The 18,316-nt window shown below is 72.9% G+C and carries 16 protein-coding genes; 13 read left to right on the top strand and 3 right to left on the bottom strand.

The window, feature by feature from the left end; genetic code table 11:
- Positions 1 to 114 precede the first annotated feature (114 nt).
- Positions 115 to 1,422: a glycoside hydrolase family 27 protein gene (locus tag AC0680_RS27955; protein WP_478633904.1), complete on the bottom strand. Its 1,308-nt coding sequence runs from the start codon at positions 1,420 to 1,422 to the stop codon at positions 115 to 117.
- 179 nt (positions 1,423 to 1,601) lie between these two features.
- Here AC0680_RS27955 and AC0680_RS27950 point away from each other — a divergent pair, with 179 nt between their 5' ends.
- From AC0680_RS27950 to AC0680_RS27930, 5 genes are all read left to right on the top strand, one after another.
- A complete protein-coding gene (locus AC0680_RS27950; protein WP_478633902.1) occupies positions 1,602 to 3,176 on the top strand; it encodes a phytoene desaturase family protein in 1,575 nt (524 codons plus the stop codon).
- 115 nt (positions 3,177 to 3,291) lie between these two features.
- Positions 3,292 to 4,395 carry an NAD(P)H-dependent flavin oxidoreductase gene (locus AC0680_RS27945; protein WP_478633901.1) on the top strand — a complete coding sequence of 368 codons (1,104 nt, stop codon included), beginning with the start codon at positions 3,292 to 3,294 and terminating at the stop codon, positions 4,393 to 4,395.
- A gap of 19 nt (positions 4,396 to 4,414) precedes the next feature.
- On the top strand, positions 4,415 to 5,974 hold the full coding sequence (locus AC0680_RS27940) for an acyl-CoA synthetase (protein WP_478633898.1): 1,560 nt from the start codon (positions 4,415 to 4,417) through the stop codon (positions 5,972 to 5,974).
- Positions 5,975 to 6,031: 57 nt separating this feature from the next.
- Positions 6,032 to 7,573, top strand: coding sequence for an acyl-CoA synthetase (locus AC0680_RS27935; protein ID WP_478633895.1), 1,542 nt, complete (start codon positions 6,032 to 6,034; stop codon positions 7,571 to 7,573).
- Positions 7,574 to 7,671: 98 nt separating this feature from the next.
- Positions 7,672 to 8,472 (top strand): VOC family protein, encoded by an 801-nt coding sequence (locus AC0680_RS27930; RefSeq protein ID WP_478633893.1) that lies wholly within the window; start codon positions 7,672 to 7,674, stop codon positions 8,470 to 8,472.
- 63 nt (positions 8,473 to 8,535) lie between these two features.
- Here the strand turns inward: AC0680_RS27930 and paaK are convergent, their stop codons facing one another.
- Positions 8,536 to 9,864 carry a phenylacetate--CoA ligase PaaK gene (gene paaK / locus AC0680_RS27925; RefSeq protein ID WP_478633890.1) on the bottom strand — a complete coding sequence of 443 codons (1,329 nt, stop codon included), beginning with the start codon at positions 9,862 to 9,864 and terminating at the stop codon, positions 8,536 to 8,538.
- 200 nt (positions 9,865 to 10,064) lie between these two features.
- On the opposite strand from paaK, the gene AC0680_RS27920 reads away from it, so the two are divergent.
- Positions 10,065 to 10,700, top strand: a complete 636-nt coding sequence (locus AC0680_RS27920) for a chorismate mutase (RefSeq protein ID WP_478633888.1) — start codon at positions 10,065 to 10,067, stop codon at positions 10,698 to 10,700.
- Between the two features lie 179 nt (positions 10,701 to 10,879).
- Here AC0680_RS27920 and AC0680_RS27915 read toward each other — a convergent pair whose 3' ends face one another.
- A complete protein-coding gene (locus tag AC0680_RS27915; protein ID WP_478633886.1) occupies positions 10,880 to 12,508 on the bottom strand; it encodes an acyl-CoA synthetase in 1,629 nt (542 codons plus the stop codon).
- Between the two features lie 186 nt (positions 12,509 to 12,694).
- Between AC0680_RS27915 and AC0680_RS27910 the strand changes: the two genes are divergently transcribed.
- From AC0680_RS27910 to AC0680_RS27880, 7 genes are all read left to right on the top strand, one after another.
- Positions 12,695 to 13,495 carry a crotonase/enoyl-CoA hydratase family protein gene (locus tag AC0680_RS27910; RefSeq protein WP_478633883.1) on the top strand — a complete coding sequence of 267 codons (801 nt, stop codon included), beginning with the start codon at positions 12,695 to 12,697 and terminating at the stop codon, positions 13,493 to 13,495.
- 32 nt (positions 13,496 to 13,527) lie between these two features.
- Positions 13,528 to 14,475 (top strand): Zn-ribbon domain-containing OB-fold protein, encoded by a 948-nt coding sequence (locus AC0680_RS27905; RefSeq protein ID WP_478633880.1) that lies wholly within the window; start codon positions 13,528 to 13,530, stop codon positions 14,473 to 14,475.
- Positions 14,475 to 15,539, top strand: coding sequence for a thiolase domain-containing protein (locus AC0680_RS27900; protein ID WP_478633877.1), 1,065 nt, complete (start codon positions 14,475 to 14,477; stop codon positions 15,537 to 15,539). Before AC0680_RS27905 ends, AC0680_RS27900 begins: the two co-directional genes overlap by 1 nt.
- Entirely contained in the window at positions 15,536 to 16,717 is a 1,182-nt protein-coding gene (locus AC0680_RS27895) for a thiolase domain-containing protein (protein ID WP_478633874.1), read from the top strand. The genes AC0680_RS27900 and AC0680_RS27895 overlap by 4 nt, the downstream gene beginning before the upstream one ends.
- A gap of 118 nt (positions 16,718 to 16,835) precedes the next feature.
- Positions 16,836 to 17,075, top strand: a complete 240-nt coding sequence (locus AC0680_RS27890) for a DUF397 domain-containing protein (protein ID WP_478633871.1) — start codon at positions 16,836 to 16,838, stop codon at positions 17,073 to 17,075.
- A gap of 117 nt (positions 17,076 to 17,192) precedes the next feature.
- Positions 17,193 to 17,588: an ACT domain-containing protein gene (locus AC0680_RS27885; RefSeq protein ID WP_478633868.1), complete on the top strand. Its 396-nt coding sequence runs from the start codon at positions 17,193 to 17,195 to the stop codon at positions 17,586 to 17,588.
- 87 nt (positions 17,589 to 17,675) lie between these two features.
- Positions 17,676 to 18,173, top strand: a complete 498-nt coding sequence (locus AC0680_RS27880; RefSeq protein ID WP_468978304.1) for a hypothetical protein — start codon at positions 17,676 to 17,678, stop codon at positions 18,171 to 18,173.
- Positions 18,174 to 18,316: the final 143 nt, after the last annotated feature.

The following is an 18,316-nucleotide window of genomic DNA, read 5'->3' as shown; positions in this document are numbered from 1 at the left end:
CCCACCCCTGCTTTCCTCCCACCCCCCCCCGATCCCTCCACCCCCACTACCCCCCCCCCCCCCCCCCCCCTCCCCCTCTCCCCCCCCCCCCCCCCCCCCCCCCCCCCCCGCGGCTCAGCTCGGGGTGACCCGGTAGAGCACCGTCCCGTGCGCCGGAACCTTCTCGGCCGCGATGTCGCCGCCGCTGTGCGCACGGCGGCCGGTGACCAGATCGTGCAGCAGGTAGGAGGAGCTCTTCGGCAGCCCGGCCGCACCGGCCGTGACCGACAGCGTGCGCGCGGAGTCACCCGAGTTGAACAGGGCGATCGCGTGGTCGCCGTTCTGCAGCGGCTTGCTCAGCACCGCGAAGTCGGTGCCCTGCTGCACGATGTGCCCCTGGACCCCCAGCGGATCCTGGTCGACGGCGACGACCTCCTCGTTGCCGAGCACCGCACGCGCCGCCGGTGACAACTTCTCCAGGTCCGTGCTGGAGATCAGCGGTGCCGCCATCACCGCCCACAGCGACATCTGGCTCTGCATCTCCTGCCGCGTCAGACCCGAGTCGCCGGCCAGCAGGAAGTCCGGGTCGTTCCAGCGTCCGGGCCGCTGGAGGTCCGCCAGATCCGCGTTGTAGCGGAAGTTGTAGACGACGGAGGACCACTTCGTGTCCGGTGAGGCCTTCTGCAGCGCCACGTCGCGGCCGCTGCGCCACAGATTGCCCAGCTCGGACGACCAGCCGATGACCCGGTGCCAGACGGCGGCGCCGTCGAACTGGAAGTACGCCGGCGCGGACACCGAGAAGGTCATCGGCCGCCCGGTGGCCCGCAGCGCGTCACTCATCTGCCCGTACAGATCCCGGTAGGTCTGCTCCTTGCTGCGCCCGGGCACCGTGGGCACATTGCAGCCGTCCGCCTTGACGTAGTCCACCTTCCACTGCGCGAACAGCTGCGCGTCCTGGCGGAAGCGGCCGAGGCTGCCCGGGTACTTCTCGCAGGTGAGCGTGCCGACATCCCCGTAGATGCCGAACTTCAGGCCCATCCGGTGCAGCTGCTGCCCGATGTACGCCATGCCGTGCGGGAACTTGGCCGGGTCCGGTACCAGCTCGCCCTTGGGGCCGCGCTGCCTGCTCATCCAGCAGTCGTCGACCGTCACGGTGTCGTAGCCCTTCGCCGCCAGACCCGTACGGACCAGGGCCCGGGCGTTGCCCAGGACCACCTGCTCGCTGATGCCGCATGTGTAGTAGGACCAGTTGTTCCAGCCCATGGGGGGTGTCGGGGCCAGATGCGGATACGGCATCGCGGTGTGCGCGGCACCGGGCGGGCGGGCCGGGTCGGGGGTGGCGGAGGCGGGCGCGGGGGCCGCGAGCAGCCCGGCCGAGCAGGCGGCGACGGCCGTCAGCCCGGCGAGGCTGCGGCCGGCGCGGGATACCGAGGGGCGGGACACGGGTCACCTCATGGGGGAGCGGGACGGCCTGCGTGCGGGACAGCCGGGGCGGTCCCGGAGGCGAGCACGGCCGGACGCTAGGAGCAGCCCTGCGGCCGATCAAGAAGCCGCACCGGCCGCGGCGGAGGTTTCAGCCGCGTGCACCTGGCCACCGGGATCACCGCGTGCTACGAAGGGGCATGCCGGAACGGACTTCGTATGACGCGGTCGTCGTCGGCGGCGGGCACAACGGGCTGGTCGCCGCCGCCTATCTCGCACGGGCCGGGCGCAGCGTGCTGGTACTGGAGCGGCTGGACCACACGGGTGGGGCCGCCGTGTCGACCCGGGCCTTCGCCGGGGTCGACGCCCGGCTGTCCCGCTACTCCTACCTCGTCAGCCTGCTGCCGCCGAAGATCGTGCGGGACCTCGGGCTGCGCTTCGCGGTCCGCAAGCGCACCGTCTCCTCCTACACCCCCGCCCTACGCGAGGGCCGCCCCACCGGCCTCCTCGTCGGCGGCGGCGAGCACCGCACCCGCAAGTCGTTCGCCGACCTCACCGGCTCCGACCGGGAGTTCGGCGCCTGGCAGCGCTTCTACGGCACCACCCAAAGGCTCGCCGAACGGGTCTTCCCCACCCTCACCGAGCCGCTCCCCACCCGCGCCGCACTGCGCGCCGCCGTCGACGACGACGCCACCTGGCACGCCCTGTTCGAACGCCCCCTGGGCGAGACGGTCGAGGAGGCCTTCACCGACGACCTGGTCCGCGGTGTCGTCCTCACCGACGCCCTGATCGGCACCTTCGCCACGGCCCACGACCCCTCCCTGCGCCAGAACCGCTGCTTCCTCTACCACGTCATCGGGGGCGGCACCGGCGACTGGGACGTCCCCATCGGCGGAATGGGCGCCCTGACCGACGCGCTGGCCGACGCCGCCCGCCGCGCCGGGGCCGAGATCGTCACCGACTGCCCGGTGACCGCGATCGCCACGGACGGCCGGACGGCGGAGGTCAGCTGCGACCGGGGCACGATCGGCGCCCGCCGGGTCCTGGTCAACGCCTCCCCGCGCGAACTCGCCCGCCTCCTGGGCGAGAACCCGCCACCACCCGCCGAGGGCGCCCAGCTCAAGGTGAACATGCTGCTCACCCGGCTCCCGCGGCTGCGCGACACCCGGGTGGATCCCCGGGAGGCCTTCTCCGGCACTTTCCACATCGCCGAGGGCTACGGCCAGCTGGAGCGCTCCTACCAGCAGGCCGCGTCCGGCGAGCTGCCCGCGAACCCGCCGTCCGAGATCTACTGCCACTCCCTGACCGACCCCTCCATCCTCGGCGCCGACCTGGTCCGCCAGGGCTACCAGACGCTCACCCTCTTCGGCCTGCACACCCCGGCCCGGCTGTTCGCCGCGGACAACGACACCACCCGCGACCGCCTGCTCGCCGCCACCCTCGCCGAGCTCGACACCCACCTCGCCGAACCGCTCGCCGACTGCCTGGCCCACGACGCCGAAGGCCGCCCCTGCATCGAGGCCCGGTCCCCCCTGGACCTGGACCGGGAGCTGGGCCTGCCGGGCGGCAACATCTTCCACCGCGACCTGGCGTTCCCGTACGCGGACGAGCACGACGAGCGCGCCGGGGCGGCCGGCGGCACCGCGCCGGCCCGCTGGGGCGTGGCCACCACCCACCCCAACGTCCTGCTGTGCGGGGCGGGCGCGGTCCGCGGCGGAGGAGTGAGCGGAATCCCCGGCCACAACGCGGCGATGGCGGTACTGGAGGAGGGCTGACGGGGCCGGGCGGCGCCCTGCTGCCACGGGCCACCCCTGGCCGGTCCCCACCGGTTTCTGACGCAGCATCAGAAAATCTCTTCCCTCGTACGGCCCGCTGCGGCATCCTTCGCGCATGCAGACGGAGCTGAGCAACACGCTGGGAGCCGAGCACGCCGTCTTCGGGTTCACGCCGTTCCCCGCCGTCGCCGCGGCGATCACCCGGGCCGGCGGGTTCGGGGTGCTCGGCGCGGTCCGCTACACCGCGCCGGACGAGCTGGCCCGCGACCTAGACTGGATGCAGGAGCACACCGACGGACTGCCCTACGGGCTCGATGTGGTGATGCCCGCCAAGAAGGTGGAGGGCGTCAGCGAGGCCGACGTCGAGGCGATGATCCCCGAGGGGCACCGCAGGTTCGTCACCGAACTCCTGGAGAAGCATCAGGTGCCGCGGCTCGCCCGGGGGGAGACGCCCGGCTGGCGGATCACCGGTTGGATGGAGCAGGTCGCCCGCACCCAGCTCGACGTGGCCTTCGACTACCCGATCAAGCTGCTCGCCAACGCCCTCGGCTCGCCGCCGCCCGACGTCGTCCAGCGCGCCCACGACCACGGCATCCTCGTCGCCGCACTGGCCGGCAGTCCCCGGCACGCCCGCCACCACCGGGCCGCCGGCATCGACATCGTCGTCGCCCAGGGCTACGAGGCGGGCGGGCACACCGGGGAGATCGCCACCATGGTCCTCACCCCGGAGATCGTGGCCGCCGTCGACCCGCTCCCGGTGCTCGCCGCGGGCGGCATCGGCACCGGTGAGCAGATCGCCGCCGGGCTCGCCCTCGGCGCGCAGGGCGTCTGGCTCGGCTCGATCTGGCTGACCACCGAGGAGGCGGAGCTGCACTCCCGGCGGCTGACCGCGAAACTGCTCGCCGCCGGGCCGGGCGACACCGTCCGCTCCCGCGCCCTGACCGGCAAACCCGCCCGCCAGTTGCGTACGGAATGGACCGACGCCTGGGACGACCCCGACGGTCCCGGCACCCTGCCGATGCCGCTGCAGGGCCTGCTGGTCGCCGAGGCCAACTCCCGCATCCAGCGGCACGAGGTCGAGCCGCTGCTGGGCACCCCGGTCGGCCAGATCGTCGGCCGGATGAACAGCGAACGCAGCGTGCGGGCCGTCTTCGACGACCTCACCCGCGGCTTCGAGCGGGCCGTCGACCGCATCAACCGCATCGCCGGACGCGCGTGAAACCCAGGAGGACAGCCCCATGACCAAGGACGCCCCGCCGCCCAACGGATTCTGGGCGCAGGCCGCCGCCGACCCCGACCGCACGGTCCTGATCGCCCCGGACGGCGAGGAGTGGACCGCGGCCCGGCTGCACGCCGCCGCCAACCGACTCGTCCACGGACTGCGCGCCGCGGGTCTGCAACGCGGCGACGCCTTCGCCGTCGTGCTCCCCAACGGCGTCGAGTTCCTCACCGCCTACCTCGCCGCGTCCCAGGCCGGCCTCTACCTCGTCCCCGTCAACCACCATCTGGTCGGCCCGGAGATCGCCTGGATCGTCGCGGACTGCGGTGCCAAGGTGGTCATCGTCCACGAGCGGTTCGCGGCGGCGGCGCGGCAGGCCGCCGACGAGGCGGGAGTTCCGGCGGCACAGCGCTACGCCGTCGGGACGGTCGACGGATTCCAGCCCTACGGCCGGCTCCTCGCCGGACAGCCGGACTCCGCGCCCGACGACCGCACCCTGGGCTGGGTGATGAACTACACCTCGGGCACCACCGGACGCCCGCGCGGCATCCGCCGCCCGCTGCCCGGCACCGCGCCCGAGGACGCCTATCTGGGCGGCTTCCTCGGCATCTTCGGGATCAAGCCGTTCGACGGCAACGTGCACCTGGTCTGCTCGCCGCTCTACCACACCGCCGTACTGCAATTCGCCGGCGCCTCACTGCACATAGGCCACCGCATCGTCCTCATGGACAAGTGGACGCCGCAGGGCATGCTGGCCCTGATGGACGAGCACCGCTGCACCCACACCCATATGGTGCCGACCCAGTTCCATCGGCTGCTCGCCCTGCCGGAGGAGACCCGGGCGGCCTACGACGTGAGCGCGATGCGGCACGCCATCCACGGCGCCGCGCCCTGCCCCGACCACGTCAAACGCGCGATGATCGACTGGTGGGGCGGCTGTGTGGAGGAGTACTACGCGGCGAGTGAGGGCGGCGGCGCGTTCGCGACCGCCGAGGACTGGCTCAAGAAGCCGGGGACGGTCGGCAAGGCCTGGCCGATCAGCGAGCTGGCCGTCTTCGACGACGACGGCAACCGGCTGCCGGCCGGTGAACTGGGCACCGTCTACATGAAGATGACCACCGGCGGCTTCAGTTACCACAAGGACGAGGGCAAGACGAGGAAGAACCGGATCGGGGACTTCTTCACCGTCGGCGACCTCGGCTGCCTCGACGAGGACGGCTATCTCTTCCTCCGCGACCGCAAGATCGACATGATCATCTCGGGCGGGGTGAACATCTACCCCGCCGAGATCGAATCCGCCCTGCTCGGCCACCCCGCGGTCGCCGACGCGGCCGCCTTCGGCATTCCGCACGACGACTGGGGCGAGGAGGTCAAGGCCGTGGTGGAACCCGCCGAGGGCCACCGGGCGGGCCCCGAGCTGGCCGCCGACATCCTCGCGTACTGCGAACGGCGGCTCGCCGGCTACAAACGCCCCAAGTCCGTCGACTTCATCACCGCCATGCCGCGCGACCCCAACGGCAAGCTCTACAAACGCCGGCTGCGCGACCCCTACTGGCAGGGACGCGAACGCGCCGTATAGGGCTGACGCGCGGTCGGGTGCCTTGACCGGCGGTGGGGCGCGGCCGAGGATCGCGCCATGATGCGAGCACGGAGCAACACCGTCGATGGAGTCCTGCGGCGCAGCGCCCGCCGCGTGCCCGAGCGGACCGCGGTGCGCTACGGGGAGCGGGCCTGGACCTATCGCCAGCTGGACGACGCGGTGACCGCCGCGGCCCGGCTGCTGCTGGCGGACGGCCTCGGGCCCGGCGACCGGGTCGCGTCCTACGGGCACAACTCCGACGCGTATCTGATCGGCTTCCTGGCCTGCGCCCGCGCCGGACTGGTGCACGTACCGGTCAACCACGGCCTCACCGGCGAGGACCTGCGCTACATCCTGGACCAGTCGGGCAGCGCGCTGGTGCTCACCGACGCCGCCCTCGCGCACCGGCTGCCGGACTCGGTACGCGCCCTGCCGCTGTACGGCACGCCCGACGGGCTGCTGGAGCGGCTCGCGGCCGGCGCGGTGCCCGGTGGCGCCGGGGAGCTGCCGGAGGTCGCCGACGACGAACTGGTGCAGCTCCTCTACACCTCGGGGACGACCGCCCTGCCCAAGGGCGCGATGATGACGCACCGTGCGCTGGTGCACGAGTACACCAGCGCCGTCGTCGCCCTCGACCTCAGGGAGACCGACCGGCCGCTGCACTCGCTGCCGCTCTACCACTCCGCGCAGATGCATGTGTTCCTGCTGCCCTATCTGGCGGTGGGCGCCGAGAACACCATCCTGGACGGCCCCGACCCGGACCGGATCTTCGACCTGGTGGAGGCGGGCCGGGCCGACAGCCTCTTCGCGCCGCCGACGGTGTGGATCGCGCTGTCGCAGCACCCCGGCTTCACCACCCGGGAGCTGGGCGGGCTGCGCAAGGCCTACTACGGCGCCTCGATCATGCCGGTGCCGGTCCTGGAGCGGCTGCGCGCCCGCCTGCCCCGGCTCGCCTTCTACAACTGCTTCGGGCAGAGCGAGATCGGGCCGCTGGCCACCGTGCTCGGCCCGGACGAGCACGAGGGCCGGCTGGACTCCTGCGGGCGCCCGGTGCTGTTCGTCGAGGCGCGGGTGGTGGACGAGGCGGGCCGGGAGGTGCCGGACGGCACCCGGGGCGAGGTCGTCTACCGGTCCCCGCAACTGTGCACCGGCTACTGGGACAAGCCGGAGGAGACCGCCGAGGCGTTCCGGGACGGCTGGTTCCACTCCGGGGACCTCGCCGTCCGGGACGCGGAGGGCTACTTCACGGTGGTCGACCGGGTCAAGGACGTCATCAACTCCGGCGGCGTCCTGGTCGCCTCGCGCCAGGTGGAGGACGTGCTCTACCAGCATCCGCAGGTGGCCGAGGTCGCGGTCATCGGACTGCCGGACGAGCGCTGGATCGAGGCGGTGACGGCGGTGGTGGTACGGCGTACGGACGGCTCGGACGCCGCGGGCGGTGGGGCCCAGGTGGGGGAGCGGGAGCTGATCGAGGCGGCGCGGGACCGCCTCGCGCCGTTCAAGGCGCCCAAACGGGTGGTGTTCGTGGAGGCACTGCCGCGCAACGCCAGCGGGAAGGTCCTCAAGCGTGAGCTGCGCGAGCGGTTCGGCACGCCCTGAGCCGCGTGCGGAGGGCGGCTGTCAGTGGCCCCTGCCATGCTGGGAAGCGGCGGGAGAACGGCCCCGCAGGCCTCGATCCGTTCGACGGAGGAGCACCCATGCTGACCACCGACTACGTTCCGGGCACACCGAACTGGCTCGACCTCGGCGCTCCCGATGTCGATGCCGCCGTCGCCTTCTACTCCGCCGTGTTCGGCTGGAGCTTCGAGTCGGCCGGCCCGGAGGCCGGCGGGTACGGCTTCTTCCAGATCGACGGCAGGACGGTCGCCGCCGCCGGCCCGCTGACGGAGGCGGGCGCCGGCTCCGCCTGGACGGCGTACTTCCACACGCGCGACGCGGACGCCACGGCCAAGGCGGTGGAGCAGGCCGGCGGATCGGTGCGGGTCGAGCCGGGCGACGTCTTCACGGCGGGCCGGCTGGCGGCCTTCACCGACCCGACGGGCGCCGACTTCGCGGTGTGGCAGCCGCGCGAGACCGGGGGCCTGGAGATGGTCATGGAGCCCAACACGCTCTGCTGGACCGAGCTGTACACCACCGACGCGGCCGCGGCGAAGGACTTCTACCGCTCGGTCTTCTCCTGGAGCTATCAGGACATGCCGATGGGCGGCGACATGGTCTACTCGGTCATCTCCTCGCCGGGCGGCGGCAGGGCCGGCGACCCGGGGCAGGGCGGCCTGATGCAGCTGCCGAAGGAGAATCTGGCGGCCGGTTCGACCTCGGAGTGGCACCCGTACTTCGGCGTGCTCGACTGCGATGCGACCTACGCGGCCGCCGTCGGCCAGGGAGCCACGGTCCTGATCCCGCCCGCCGACGCCCCGGGCGTCGGTCGGCTGGCCATGGTGAAGGACCCCGCCGGGGCTCCGTTCGCCCTGATCAAGGGGGATCCGAACACGACCTGAGCGTCGTCGGCAGACGGCTGCCCGGGCGTGCTGGGCGGGCGTGACGGCGACCGGCGGCGCCTCTCAGCGGGGGTCCCGCGGGCGGGCGTCCACGATGCGCTTGATCTTGCCCACCGAGCGCTCCAGCGTCTCCGGATCGACGATCTCGACGGCGACAGAGACCCCGATGCCGTCCTTGACGCCGCGCGCGATCATCCCGACGGCCGCCGTGCGCTCCTCGACGGTGGCATCGGGGCGGGCCTCGGCGCGTACGGTCAACTGGTCCAGCCGGCCCTCCCGCGTCAGCTTCAGCTGGAAGTGCGGGGCGACGCCGGGCGTGCGCAGCACGATCTCCTCGACCTGCGCGGGGAAGAGGTTGACCCCCCGCAGAATGATCATGTCGTCGCTGCGCCCGGTGACCTTCTCCATCCGGCGGAAGGCCGCCCGTGCGGTGCCCGGCAGCAGGCGCGTCAGATCACGGGTGCGGTAGCGGACGACGGGCATCGCCTCCTTGGTGAGGGAGGTGAAGACCAGCTCCCCGTGCTCACCGTCCGGCAGCACCTCGCCGGTGATCGGGTCGACCACCTCCGGGTAGAAGTGGTCCTCCCAGATGTGCAGTCCGTCCTTGGTCTCCACACACTCCTGGGCGACACCGGGACCCATGACCTCCGACAGGCCGTAGATGTCCACGGCGTCGATCGCGAACCGCTCCTCGATCTCTCGCCGCATCTCCTGCGTCCAGGGCTCGGCGCCGAAGACGCCCACCTTCAGGGAGGTCGTCCGGGGATCGACGCCCTGCCGCTCGAACTCGTCGAGGAGGGTGAGCATGTACGACGGCGTCACCATGATGATCTCGGGGCGGAAGTCCTGGATGATCTGCACCTGCCGGCTGGTCATCCCGCCGGAGGCCGGGACGACCGTGCAGCCGAGCCGCTCCGCGCCGTAGTGGGCGCCCAGACCGCCGGTGAACAGGCCGTATCCATAGGCGATATGGACGGTGTGACCGGGCCGGGCGCCGGCGGCGTACAGCGAACGGGCGACGACGTCCGCCCAGTGGGAAAGATCGCGCTCGGTGTAGCCGACGACCGTCGGACGGCCGGTGGTGCCGCTGGAGGCGTGGATGCGGCGCACCCGCTCCTTGGGGACGGCGAACATGCCGAAGGGGTACTGGGCGCGCAGATCGTCCTTGACGGTGAACGGGAAGCGGACGAGATCGCCGAGCGAGCGGCAGTCCTTGGGATGCGCCCCGGCCCGGTCGAAGGAGTCACGGTAGAAGGGGACATGGTCGTAGGCGTGCTGCAACGAGGCGCGCAGCCGGGTCAGCTGGAGTTCCCGCAACGCCTCCGGGGAGAGCCGCTCCGTGTCGTCGAACGTCCCACCGCCCGTCGCCCCGCCCGTGGCTGCTTCCGGCATGTCCGGCATGGAGTGTCACCGCCTCGTCTCCCTACCGATCATTCGGTAGCTGAATGCGGTCCAAGTAATCAGCGCGCGGCGAGCACGTCAAGGGGCCTGGCGCAGGCGGGCGCCAGAGCGTGCCGGCAGGCCGTAGGCTCGCGCCGTACGACCTCCCACGAACCCCCCTTGGGAGGACCGGAGTTCGAGAGAGGCCGACCGTGCAGCTGACCACCTCGATGCGCCGTGCGCTGGTCGCCGGCGCCGCCGCGACCGTCCTGTTCACCGCGGCCGGCGGGGCCGTCGCGGCCCCGGCCGCCGCGCCGGCCGCGCCTTCGGCCGCCGCGCACTCCCCCTACCGGCAGCTCCGGCCGCTCGCCGCGCTGTCCGCGGAGCGGCTGGCCACCGGGGACCTGGTGGCCGCGGCGAAGTGGGGCACCGGCGCGCCGATCGACGACCCGGTCCGCGAACGGCAGGTGCTGGACGCGGTGGCGGCGCAGGCCCGGCAGCTGGGCGCCGACCCGGTGGCGACGGAGCGGATCTTCCGGGACCAGATCGAGGCCAGCAAGGTAGTGCAGCGCGGACTGCACCGGCTGTGGGACGCCGACCCGTCCCGGGCGCCGGCCGAGCGCCCCGACCTGGGGGAGGTCCGCAAGGAGATCAACCGCATCAACGGTGAACTGGTCCGGGCCGTCGCCGCCTCCCCCCACGCCCGCTCCGCGCCGTCCTGCCGCCCGCTGCTGACCGCGAACGCCGCCCACGTACGCCATGAGCGGCGGCTGGACGCGCTGCACACGGTGGCGCTGGGCCGCGCACTCCGGTCGGTCTGCACCACGTACGCGGCGCCCGGCAGCTGAGCGACGTGTACGTGGCGCCCGGCAGCTGAGCGACGTGTACGTGGCGCCCGGCGGCTGAGCGTCGTGTACGTGGCGCCCGGCGGCTGAGTACCGCCTGCCCGGCGCCCGGTAGGCGAACGCCGCGCGGTGAACCACGACGAGCCGGGGGCGACGGCGGATCCGGCGCCGGGGGCGCCGGCTCACGCCTCCCGTTCGCCCGCCGCCACCGCCTTCGCCCAGCGGTAGTCCGCCTTGCCGCTGGGCGACCGCTGGATCCGGTCGGTGAAGACCACGGCGCGCGGAATCTTGTAGCCGGCCAGCCGGCTGCGGCAGTGCGCCTGGATGCCCTCCAGGTCCAGCGGGCCGGCTCCCTCGCGCAGTTGGACCACGGCCGCGACGCGGCTGCCCCACCGCTCGTCCGGTACGCCCGCCACCAGGGCGTCATACACCTGCGGGTGCGCCTTGAGCGCCTGCTCGACCTCCTCCGGATAGACCTTCTCGCCGCCGGAGTTGATGCACTGCGACCCCCGGCCCAGGACCGTGACGACGCCCTGCTCGTCCACGGTGGCCATGTCGCCCAGCAGCACCCACCGGTCGCCGTGCGCCTCGAAGAAGGTCTCGGCGGTCTTGTGCGGGTCGTTGTAGTAGCCCAGTGGTACGTGTCCGCGCAGTGCGAGCCGGCCCGTCCCGCCGGCCGCCACCGGCGCGCGGGTCTGCGGATCCACCACCGCCGTACGGGAGTTGACGCGCAGCCGGAAGCCCCGCTCGGGTCCCGCGTCGTCGGTGGCCGTGCCGTTGAACCCGGATTCCGAGGAGCCGAAGTTGTTCAGCAGCAGGGCGTGCGGCACCAGCGCGCCGAACTGGGCGCGCACGGTCTCGGAGAGGATCGCGCCGGAGCTGCTGACGCTGAACAGCGAGGAGCAGTCCACGCCCTTCAGCGGCCCGCCGAGCGCGTCGACGAGCGGGCGCAGCATCGCGTCGCCGACCAGCGAGACACTGGTGACCCGCTCCCGCTCGATGGTCCGCAGCACCTCTTCGGGCACGTACTTGCGGTGGATGACGACCTTCTGGCCGAAGTGGAAGGCGATGAACGCGGTGAGGGTGGAGGTGCCGTGCATCAGCGGGGGAGTGGGGAAGAAGACCAGACCGGCGCCGCCGGCCGCGACCCGCTCGGCGAGCTCCTGCGGCCGCTGCACCGGCTCACCGGTCGGCGCCCCGCCGCCCATCCCGGAGAAGAAGATGTCCTCGTGGCGCCACATCACGCCCTTGGGCAGGCCGGTGGTGCCGCCGGTGTAGATGACGATCTGGTCGTCGGCGGAGCGCGGTCCGAAGCCGCGGGCGGGTGAACCGGCGGCCTCGGCGTCCTCGAGCGCGACCGGCGCGATCCGGGGCGCGGGCGCTCCGGGAGGCGGGCTGCCGACCCGTACGAGATGCCGCAGCGCCGGGGCGTGCGGGAGGGCGGCGGCGACCCGGCCGGTGAACTCCGCGTCGAAGACCAGCGCCACCAGGTCCGCGTCCCGGTAGAGGTAGGCCAACTCCTCTTCTACATAGCGGTAGTTGACGTTCACCGGGACGGCGCGGATCTTCAGGCAGGCGTAGACGGCCTGGAGGTACTCGACGCCGTTGTAGAGGTGGAGCCCCACGTGATCTCCGGGTCCGATGCCGTGGTTGGCGAGGTGGTGGGCCAGCCGGTTGGCGGCCCGGTCCAGCTCCGCGTACGTCAGCCGTCGTTCGGCGCCGGTCCCCGGGTGGTCGACGTACACCAGCGCCTCGCGGTCGGGGACCGTGTCGACGATCGACTCGAAGAGGTCGGCAAGGTTGTACTCCATGTCTCCTCCAGACCGGGCGGGCGTCGGCCGGCCCGGTCTGCCGACCGGACCCAGTCGGTCATTAGAGCGCCGCCGGAGGGAGCAGGGAAGGGCCGCGGCCAACAAATCTGACTACCTGTCAGAAAACTCTTGAACTCGCCGTGCGGCTACTGCAACCTGTTCTACGTCTTGAGACGGGAGGACGGCATGGGTGGTACGGAACATCTGACCGTGGAGCGCGTCGGCGCGACACTGGTGCTCACCCTCAACCGGCCGGAGGCGAAGAACGCACTCTCGCTGCCGATGCTGGTGGGCCTGTACGACGGCTGGGTCGCCGCCGACGAGGACGACCAGATCCGCTCCATCGTCCTCACCGGCGCCGGCGGCACCTTCTGCGCCGGAATGGACCTCAAGGCACTCGCCGGCGACGGGATGGCCGGCGAGCAGTACCGCGACCGGCTGCGCGCCGACCCCGACCTGCACTGGAAGGCGATGCTGCGCCACCACCGCCCCCGCAAACCGGTGATCGCCGCCGTCGAGGGCCACTGCGTCGCCGGCGGTACGGAGATCCTCCAGGGCACCGACATCCGCGTCGCCGGCGAGAGCGCCACCTTCGGCCTCTTCGAGGTCGCCCGCGGACTGTTCCCCATCGGCGGCTCCACCGTCCGCCTCGCCCGCCAGATCCCCCGCACCCACGCCCTGGAGATGCTGCTCACCGGCCGGCCCTATCCGGCGCCCGAGGCGGCACGCATCGGCCTGATCGGCCATGTCGTGCCCGACGGCGGCGCACTGGAGGCGGCCCTGGAGATCGCCGAGCGGATCAACGCCTGCGGCCCCCTCGCCGTCGAGGCCGTCAAGGCGTCCGTCTACGAGACCGCCGAGCTGACCGAGGCCGAGGGACTGCGGGCCGAACTCGCCCGGGGCTGGCCCGTTTTCGACACCGCCGACGCCAAGGAGGGCTCCCGCGCGTTCGCGGAGAAGCGTCCCCCCGTCTACCGGCGCGCCTGAGCCGAAGCGCCCAAGGAGCCCAAGGAGCCCGCATGTCAGAGGTCCTCACCGCGCCCCTCGTCGTGGAATTCCCCTTCACCCGCTCGCTCGGCCCGGTCCAGAGCGCCTTCCTCACCGGACTGCGCGAGCGCACCGTCCTCGGCGTCCGGGCCGGCGACGGACGGATCGTCGTACCGCCCACCGAATACGACCCGGCCACCGCCGAGGAGCTGCACCAGCTGGTCGAGGTCGGCGCGAGCGGCACCGTCACCACCTGGGCCTGGAACCCGGCCCCGCGCCGCGGCCAGCCGCTCGCCACCCCCTTCGCCTGGGTCCTGGTCCGGCTCGACGGCGCCGACACCGCGCTGCTGCACGCCCTGGACGCCCCCGGCCCCGACGCCGTACGCACCGGCATGCGGGTGCGGATCCGCTGGGCCGCCGAGCGCACCGGCGCCATCACCGACATCGCCTGCTTCGAGCCGTCCGACGACCCGGCGGACGGCGACCGGCCGGCCCCGCACAGCGGGGAGTTCGCCGACCCGGTCACCGGGATCACCGCCCCCGCCCGGCTCGACTACACTTACTCGCCCGGCCGCGCCCAGTCCCGCTACCTCCAGGCGCTCGCCGGCCACCGGACCATCGGCGAGCGCTGCCCGTCCTGCCGCAAGGTCTACGTCCCGCCCCGCGGCGCCTGCCCCACCTGCGGCGTCGCCACCGACACCCAGATCGAGGTCGGCCCCCAAGGCACCGTCACCACCTTCTGCATCGTCAACATCAAGGCCAAGAACCTCGACATCGAGGTGCCCTACGTCTACGCCCACATCGCACTGGACGGCGCCGACCTGGCCCTGCACGCCCGCATCGGGGGCATCCCCTACGACCAGGTCCGCATGGGGCTGCGGGTGGAACCCGTATGGACCGAGGGCGGGCGCTTCCCCGACCACTACCGCCCCACCGGCGAACCCGATGCCGACTACGACAGCTACAAGGAGCTGATCTGATGCGCGATCCGATACGCGAGGTCGCCGTCGTCGCCTTCGGGCAGAGCCGCCACGTCCGCGACAGCGCGGAGACCTCCGAGGTCGAGATGCTGATGCCGGTGCTCCACGACGTGCTGGCACGGACCGGCCTCAAGGCCGGCGACATCGACTTCACCTGCTCCGGCTCCTCCGACTACCTCGCGGGCCGGGCCTTCTCCTTCACGATGGCCCTGGACGGCGTCGGCGCCTGGCCGCCGATCGCCGAATCCCATGTCGAGATGGACGGCGCCTGGGCGCTGTACGAGGCCTGGGTGAAGATCCTCACCGGCGAGGCGGAGACCGCGCTGGTGTACGCCTACGGCAAGTCCTCGCCCGGCGACGTCCGCGAGGTCCTCACCCGCCAGCTCGACCCGTACTACGTCGCCCCGCTGTGGCCCGACTCCGTCGCGCTCGCCGCCCTCCAGGCCCGGGCGCTGATCGACGCGGAGCTGACCGACGAGCGGGAGCTGGCCTCGATCGCGGCCCGCAGCCGCGCCGCCGCCGCGTCCCACCCGTCCGCCCAGCTGCGCGGCCCCGTGCCCGTCGGCGAGCCGCTCGTCGCCCCGCTGCGCACCGGCGACTGCCCGCCCATCGGCGACGGCGCGGCCGCCGTCGTCCTCGCCGCCGGCGACACCGCCCGCCGGCTGACCGACCGCCCCGCCTGGATCCGCGGGCTCGACCACCGCATCGAGGCCCACAGCCTGGGCGTCCGCGACCTCACCGACTCGCCCTCCACCCGGCTCGCCGCCGAACACGCCGGAGCCTTCGAACAGCCCTTCGACACCGCGGAGTTGCACGCCCCCTTCACCTCCCAGGAGGTCGTGCTGCGGCGCGCCCTGAAACTCGACGCGCCCGACAGCACGGTCCGCATCAACCCGTCCGGCGGTGCGCTCGCCGCCAACCCCGTCATGGCCACCGGCCTGATCCGGCTAGGCGAGGCCGCCGCCCGCATCCAGCGCGGCGAGTCCGACCGGGCCCTCGCCCACGCCACGTCGGGGCCGTGCCTGCAGCAGAACCTGGTCGCCGTCCTGGAGGGGGAACGATGAGCACAGCCGCCACATCCAAGGAGCCGGTGGCCGTCGTCGGCATCGGCCAGACCAAGCACGTCGCCGCCCGCCGGGACGTCTCGATCGCCGGACTCGTCCGCGAGGCCGCCCGCCGGGCCCTGGAGGACGCCGGGTTGAGCTGGCCGGACGTCGACGCCGTGGTGATCGGCAAGGCCCCCGACTTCTTCGAGGGCGTCATGATGCCCGAGCTCTACCTCGCCGACGCCCTGGGGGCCGTCGGCAAACCGATGCTGCGGGTGCACACCGCGGGCTCGGTCGGCGGCTCCACCGCCCTGGTCGCCGCCAACCTGGTCGCCGCCCGGGTCCACCGCACCGTCCTCACCCTCGCCTTCGAGAAGCAGTCCGAATCCAACGCCATGTGGGGCCTGTCCCTGCCGATCCCCTTCCAGCAGCCCCTGCTGGCCGGCGCCGGCGGCTTCTTCGCCCCGCACGTCCGCGCCTATATGCGCCGCACCGGCGCCCCCGACACCGTCGGATCCCTCGTCGCCTACAAGGACCGCCGCAACGCCCTGAAGAACCCCTACGCCCATCTGCACGAGCACGACATCACCCTGGAGAAGGTCCAGGCCGCACCGATGCTCTGGGACCCGATCCGCTACTCGGAGACCTGCCCCTCCTCCGACGGGGCCTGCGCGATGATCCTCACCGACCGCGCCGGTGCCGCGCGCTCGCCCCACCCGCCGGCGTGGGTGCACGGCGGGGCGATGCGCAGCGAACCCACCCTCTTCGCCGGCAAGGACTTCGTCTCGCCGCAGGCCGGCAAGGACTGCGCCGCGGACGTCTACCGGCAGGCCGGCATCACCGACCCCCGCCGCGAGATCGACGCGGTCGAGATGTACGTCCCGTTCTCCTGGTACGAACCGATGTGGCTGGAGAACCTCGGCTTCGCCGAGGAGGGCGAGGGCTGGAAGCTCACCGAGTCCGGCGTCACCGAACTCGACGGCGACCTCCCCGTCAACCCCTCGGGTGGCGTGCTCTCCACCAACCCCATCGGCGCCTCCGGCATGATCCGCTTCGCCGAGGCCGCCCTTCAGGTGCGCGGCCGGGCCGGCGCACATCAAGTCGACGGCGCCCGCCGGGCGTTGGGACACGCCTACGGCGGCGGGGCCCAGTTCTTCTCGATGTGGCTGGTCGGCGCGGACTCCCCGGCCGACTGAGGGACCGGGGTCCGCCTCCCCGAGCCCGCGCGCCGGCGCCGGGACACGTCCCCTGTCCGTCCCCGGGGCCAGTGGCTAGGCTGCCCAGGGACGACGCATCGCAAGGAAGCGAGGACACGTGGCCAACAGCATCATCGAGCAGCGGCTCGCGGGCGGCCCCCGGCCCGAACTCGACCTGTCGCAGGCCGAGTGGCAGTCCAGCACCCAGGGTGTGGGCGACGTCCAGGTCGCCTTCGTGGAGGGCTATGTCGCGATGCGCAACCGCCGCAGCCCGGAGATCCCGGCGGTGATCTTCTCCCCGGCCGAGTGGCGCGCCTTCGTCCTGGACGCCCGCCACGGCGAGTTCGACCTCACCTAGGGCCTGTCGGGTCACGGCCGGGCCCTGGCCGGTGGCCGTCCCGCCCGACTCGCCCCGCCGGGCCCGCGGTTCGACGAGGCGGACGACGCCTGACGGGCCGCTCGTAGGATGGGCGGTATGACGGGTGAGCGTGATCTTGGACTGCTGCTGAGCGGGATGCGTCCGGAGCTGAACGAGGGCCGCTATGTCTTCACGACCGTGCCCGGCCCGGTCCCCGAGGGGGTGACGCCCCAGGTCACCGTCGCCGAACCCGAAGGGCTCACCCTCGTCGTCCGCCAGGAGGAGGCCGATCTCGCCGGCCTGCCGTACGACTACGTCGCCGGCTGGATCACCCTGCGGGTGCACTCCGCGCTGGACGCCGTCGGACTGACCGCCGCCGTCGCCACCGCGCTCGCCCGGGCCGGGCTCAGCTGCAACGTCGTCGCCGGCTTCCACCACGATCACCTCTTCGTGCCCCACGACGCGGCCGCCGAGGCGCTGCGCCTCCTCGGCGAGCTGTCCGCGCGGGCCTGACCGGCGGCGCGGCGGGCCGCGGCGGCGCCCGCGCGCTTACCTCGACGTCAGCGCGGCGTGTCGGGCCGGGCCACGTACGATGGCGGCATGTCCTTCCTCCGCCGCCGTAGCGCCACGCCCGCCGGTCCAGACTTCGACGTACTCGCCATGGATCCCGGGGACTGGCCGGGCAATCTCGGGGCCGGGCTGCTGCCCGCGCCCGACGGGAGCTGCCAGGGCGTCTTCCTGCGCTACGACCTGTTCGGTGGCCGCGGCCCCGCGATGATCATCGGCAACCTGCCGGAGGGCTCCCCGGCCCGCGAGCTGGAGGGCGACGAGGTGCCCTTCGAGGTGGCGCAGCTGCTCGCGGCGCTCGGCAACGACGAGCCGGTGACGGTCGTCGAGAGCGAGGACACCCCGGTGATGCACGAGGACAACCTGCTGATCGTCAAGCGCATCAAGTGCTCCGAGAGCCGGATCTCGTGTGCCCAGTTCGACCGCAGCGACGGTGTGCTGGTCACCATCGCCAGCTGGGACCGCCCGATCACCGACGACCTCTACGCGCTGCTCAAGCCGCTGCCGGCGGAGCTGTTCCAGCAGGGCTGACCCCCCCCAGCGCACACGGGAGCGGACACGCCTCGGGGGGGGGGGGGGGGGGGGGGGGGGGGGGGGGGCGGGGGGGGGGGAGGGGGGGGGGGGGGGGGGGGGGGGGGTGCTGCCGGCTATTAGGTTGCTGGCCGCCCCCCCTG

Source organism: Streptomyces sp. NPDC043738, assembly GCF_056436545.1.
The sequence above is the reverse complement of the archived record's forward strand: the minus strand, read 5'-3'. Positions and strand labels throughout refer to the sequence as shown.

What these genes read in the sequence shown, in the direction of transcription:
- AC0680_RS27930 (WP_478633893.1), top strand. Translation starts at nt 7,672, where the DNA reads ATGCTGACCACCGACTACGTTCCGGGCACACCGAACTGGCTCGACCTC.
- AC0680_RS27915 (WP_478633886.1), bottom strand. Translation starts at nt 12,508, where the DNA reads ATGGAGTACAACCTTGCCGACCTCTTCGAGTCGATCGTCGACACGGTC.
- AC0680_RS27935 (WP_478633895.1), top strand. Translation starts at nt 6,032, where the DNA reads ATGATGCGAGCACGGAGCAACACCGTCGATGGAGTCCTGCGGCGCAGC.
- AC0680_RS27905 (WP_478633880.1), top strand. Translation starts at nt 13,528, where the DNA reads ATGTCAGAGGTCCTCACCGCGCCCCTCGTCGTGGAATTCCCCTTCACC.
- AC0680_RS27940 (WP_478633898.1), top strand. Translation starts at nt 4,415, where the DNA reads ATGACCAAGGACGCCCCGCCGCCCAACGGATTCTGGGCGCAGGCCGCC.
- AC0680_RS27900 (WP_478633877.1), top strand. Translation starts at nt 14,475, where the DNA reads ATGCGCGATCCGATACGCGAGGTCGCCGTCGTCGCCTTCGGGCAGAGC.
- paaK (WP_478633890.1), bottom strand. Translation starts at nt 9,864, where the DNA reads ATGCCGGAAGCAGCCACGGGCGGGGCGACGGGCGGTGGGACGTTCGAC.
- AC0680_RS27910 (WP_478633883.1), top strand. Translation starts at nt 12,695, where the DNA reads ATGGGTGGTACGGAACATCTGACCGTGGAGCGCGTCGGCGCGACACTG.
- AC0680_RS27950 (WP_478633902.1), top strand. Translation starts at nt 1,602, where the DNA reads ATGCCGGAACGGACTTCGTATGACGCGGTCGTCGTCGGCGGCGGGCAC.
- AC0680_RS27880 (WP_468978304.1), top strand. Translation starts at nt 17,676, where the DNA reads ATGTCCTTCCTCCGCCGCCGTAGCGCCACGCCCGCCGGTCCAGACTTC.
- AC0680_RS27945 (WP_478633901.1), top strand. Translation starts at nt 3,292, where the DNA reads ATGCAGACGGAGCTGAGCAACACGCTGGGAGCCGAGCACGCCGTCTTC.
- AC0680_RS27895 (WP_478633874.1), top strand. Translation starts at nt 15,536, where the DNA reads ATGAGCACAGCCGCCACATCCAAGGAGCCGGTGGCCGTCGTCGGCATC.
- AC0680_RS27885 (WP_478633868.1), top strand. Translation starts at nt 17,193, where the DNA reads ATGACGGGTGAGCGTGATCTTGGACTGCTGCTGAGCGGGATGCGTCCG.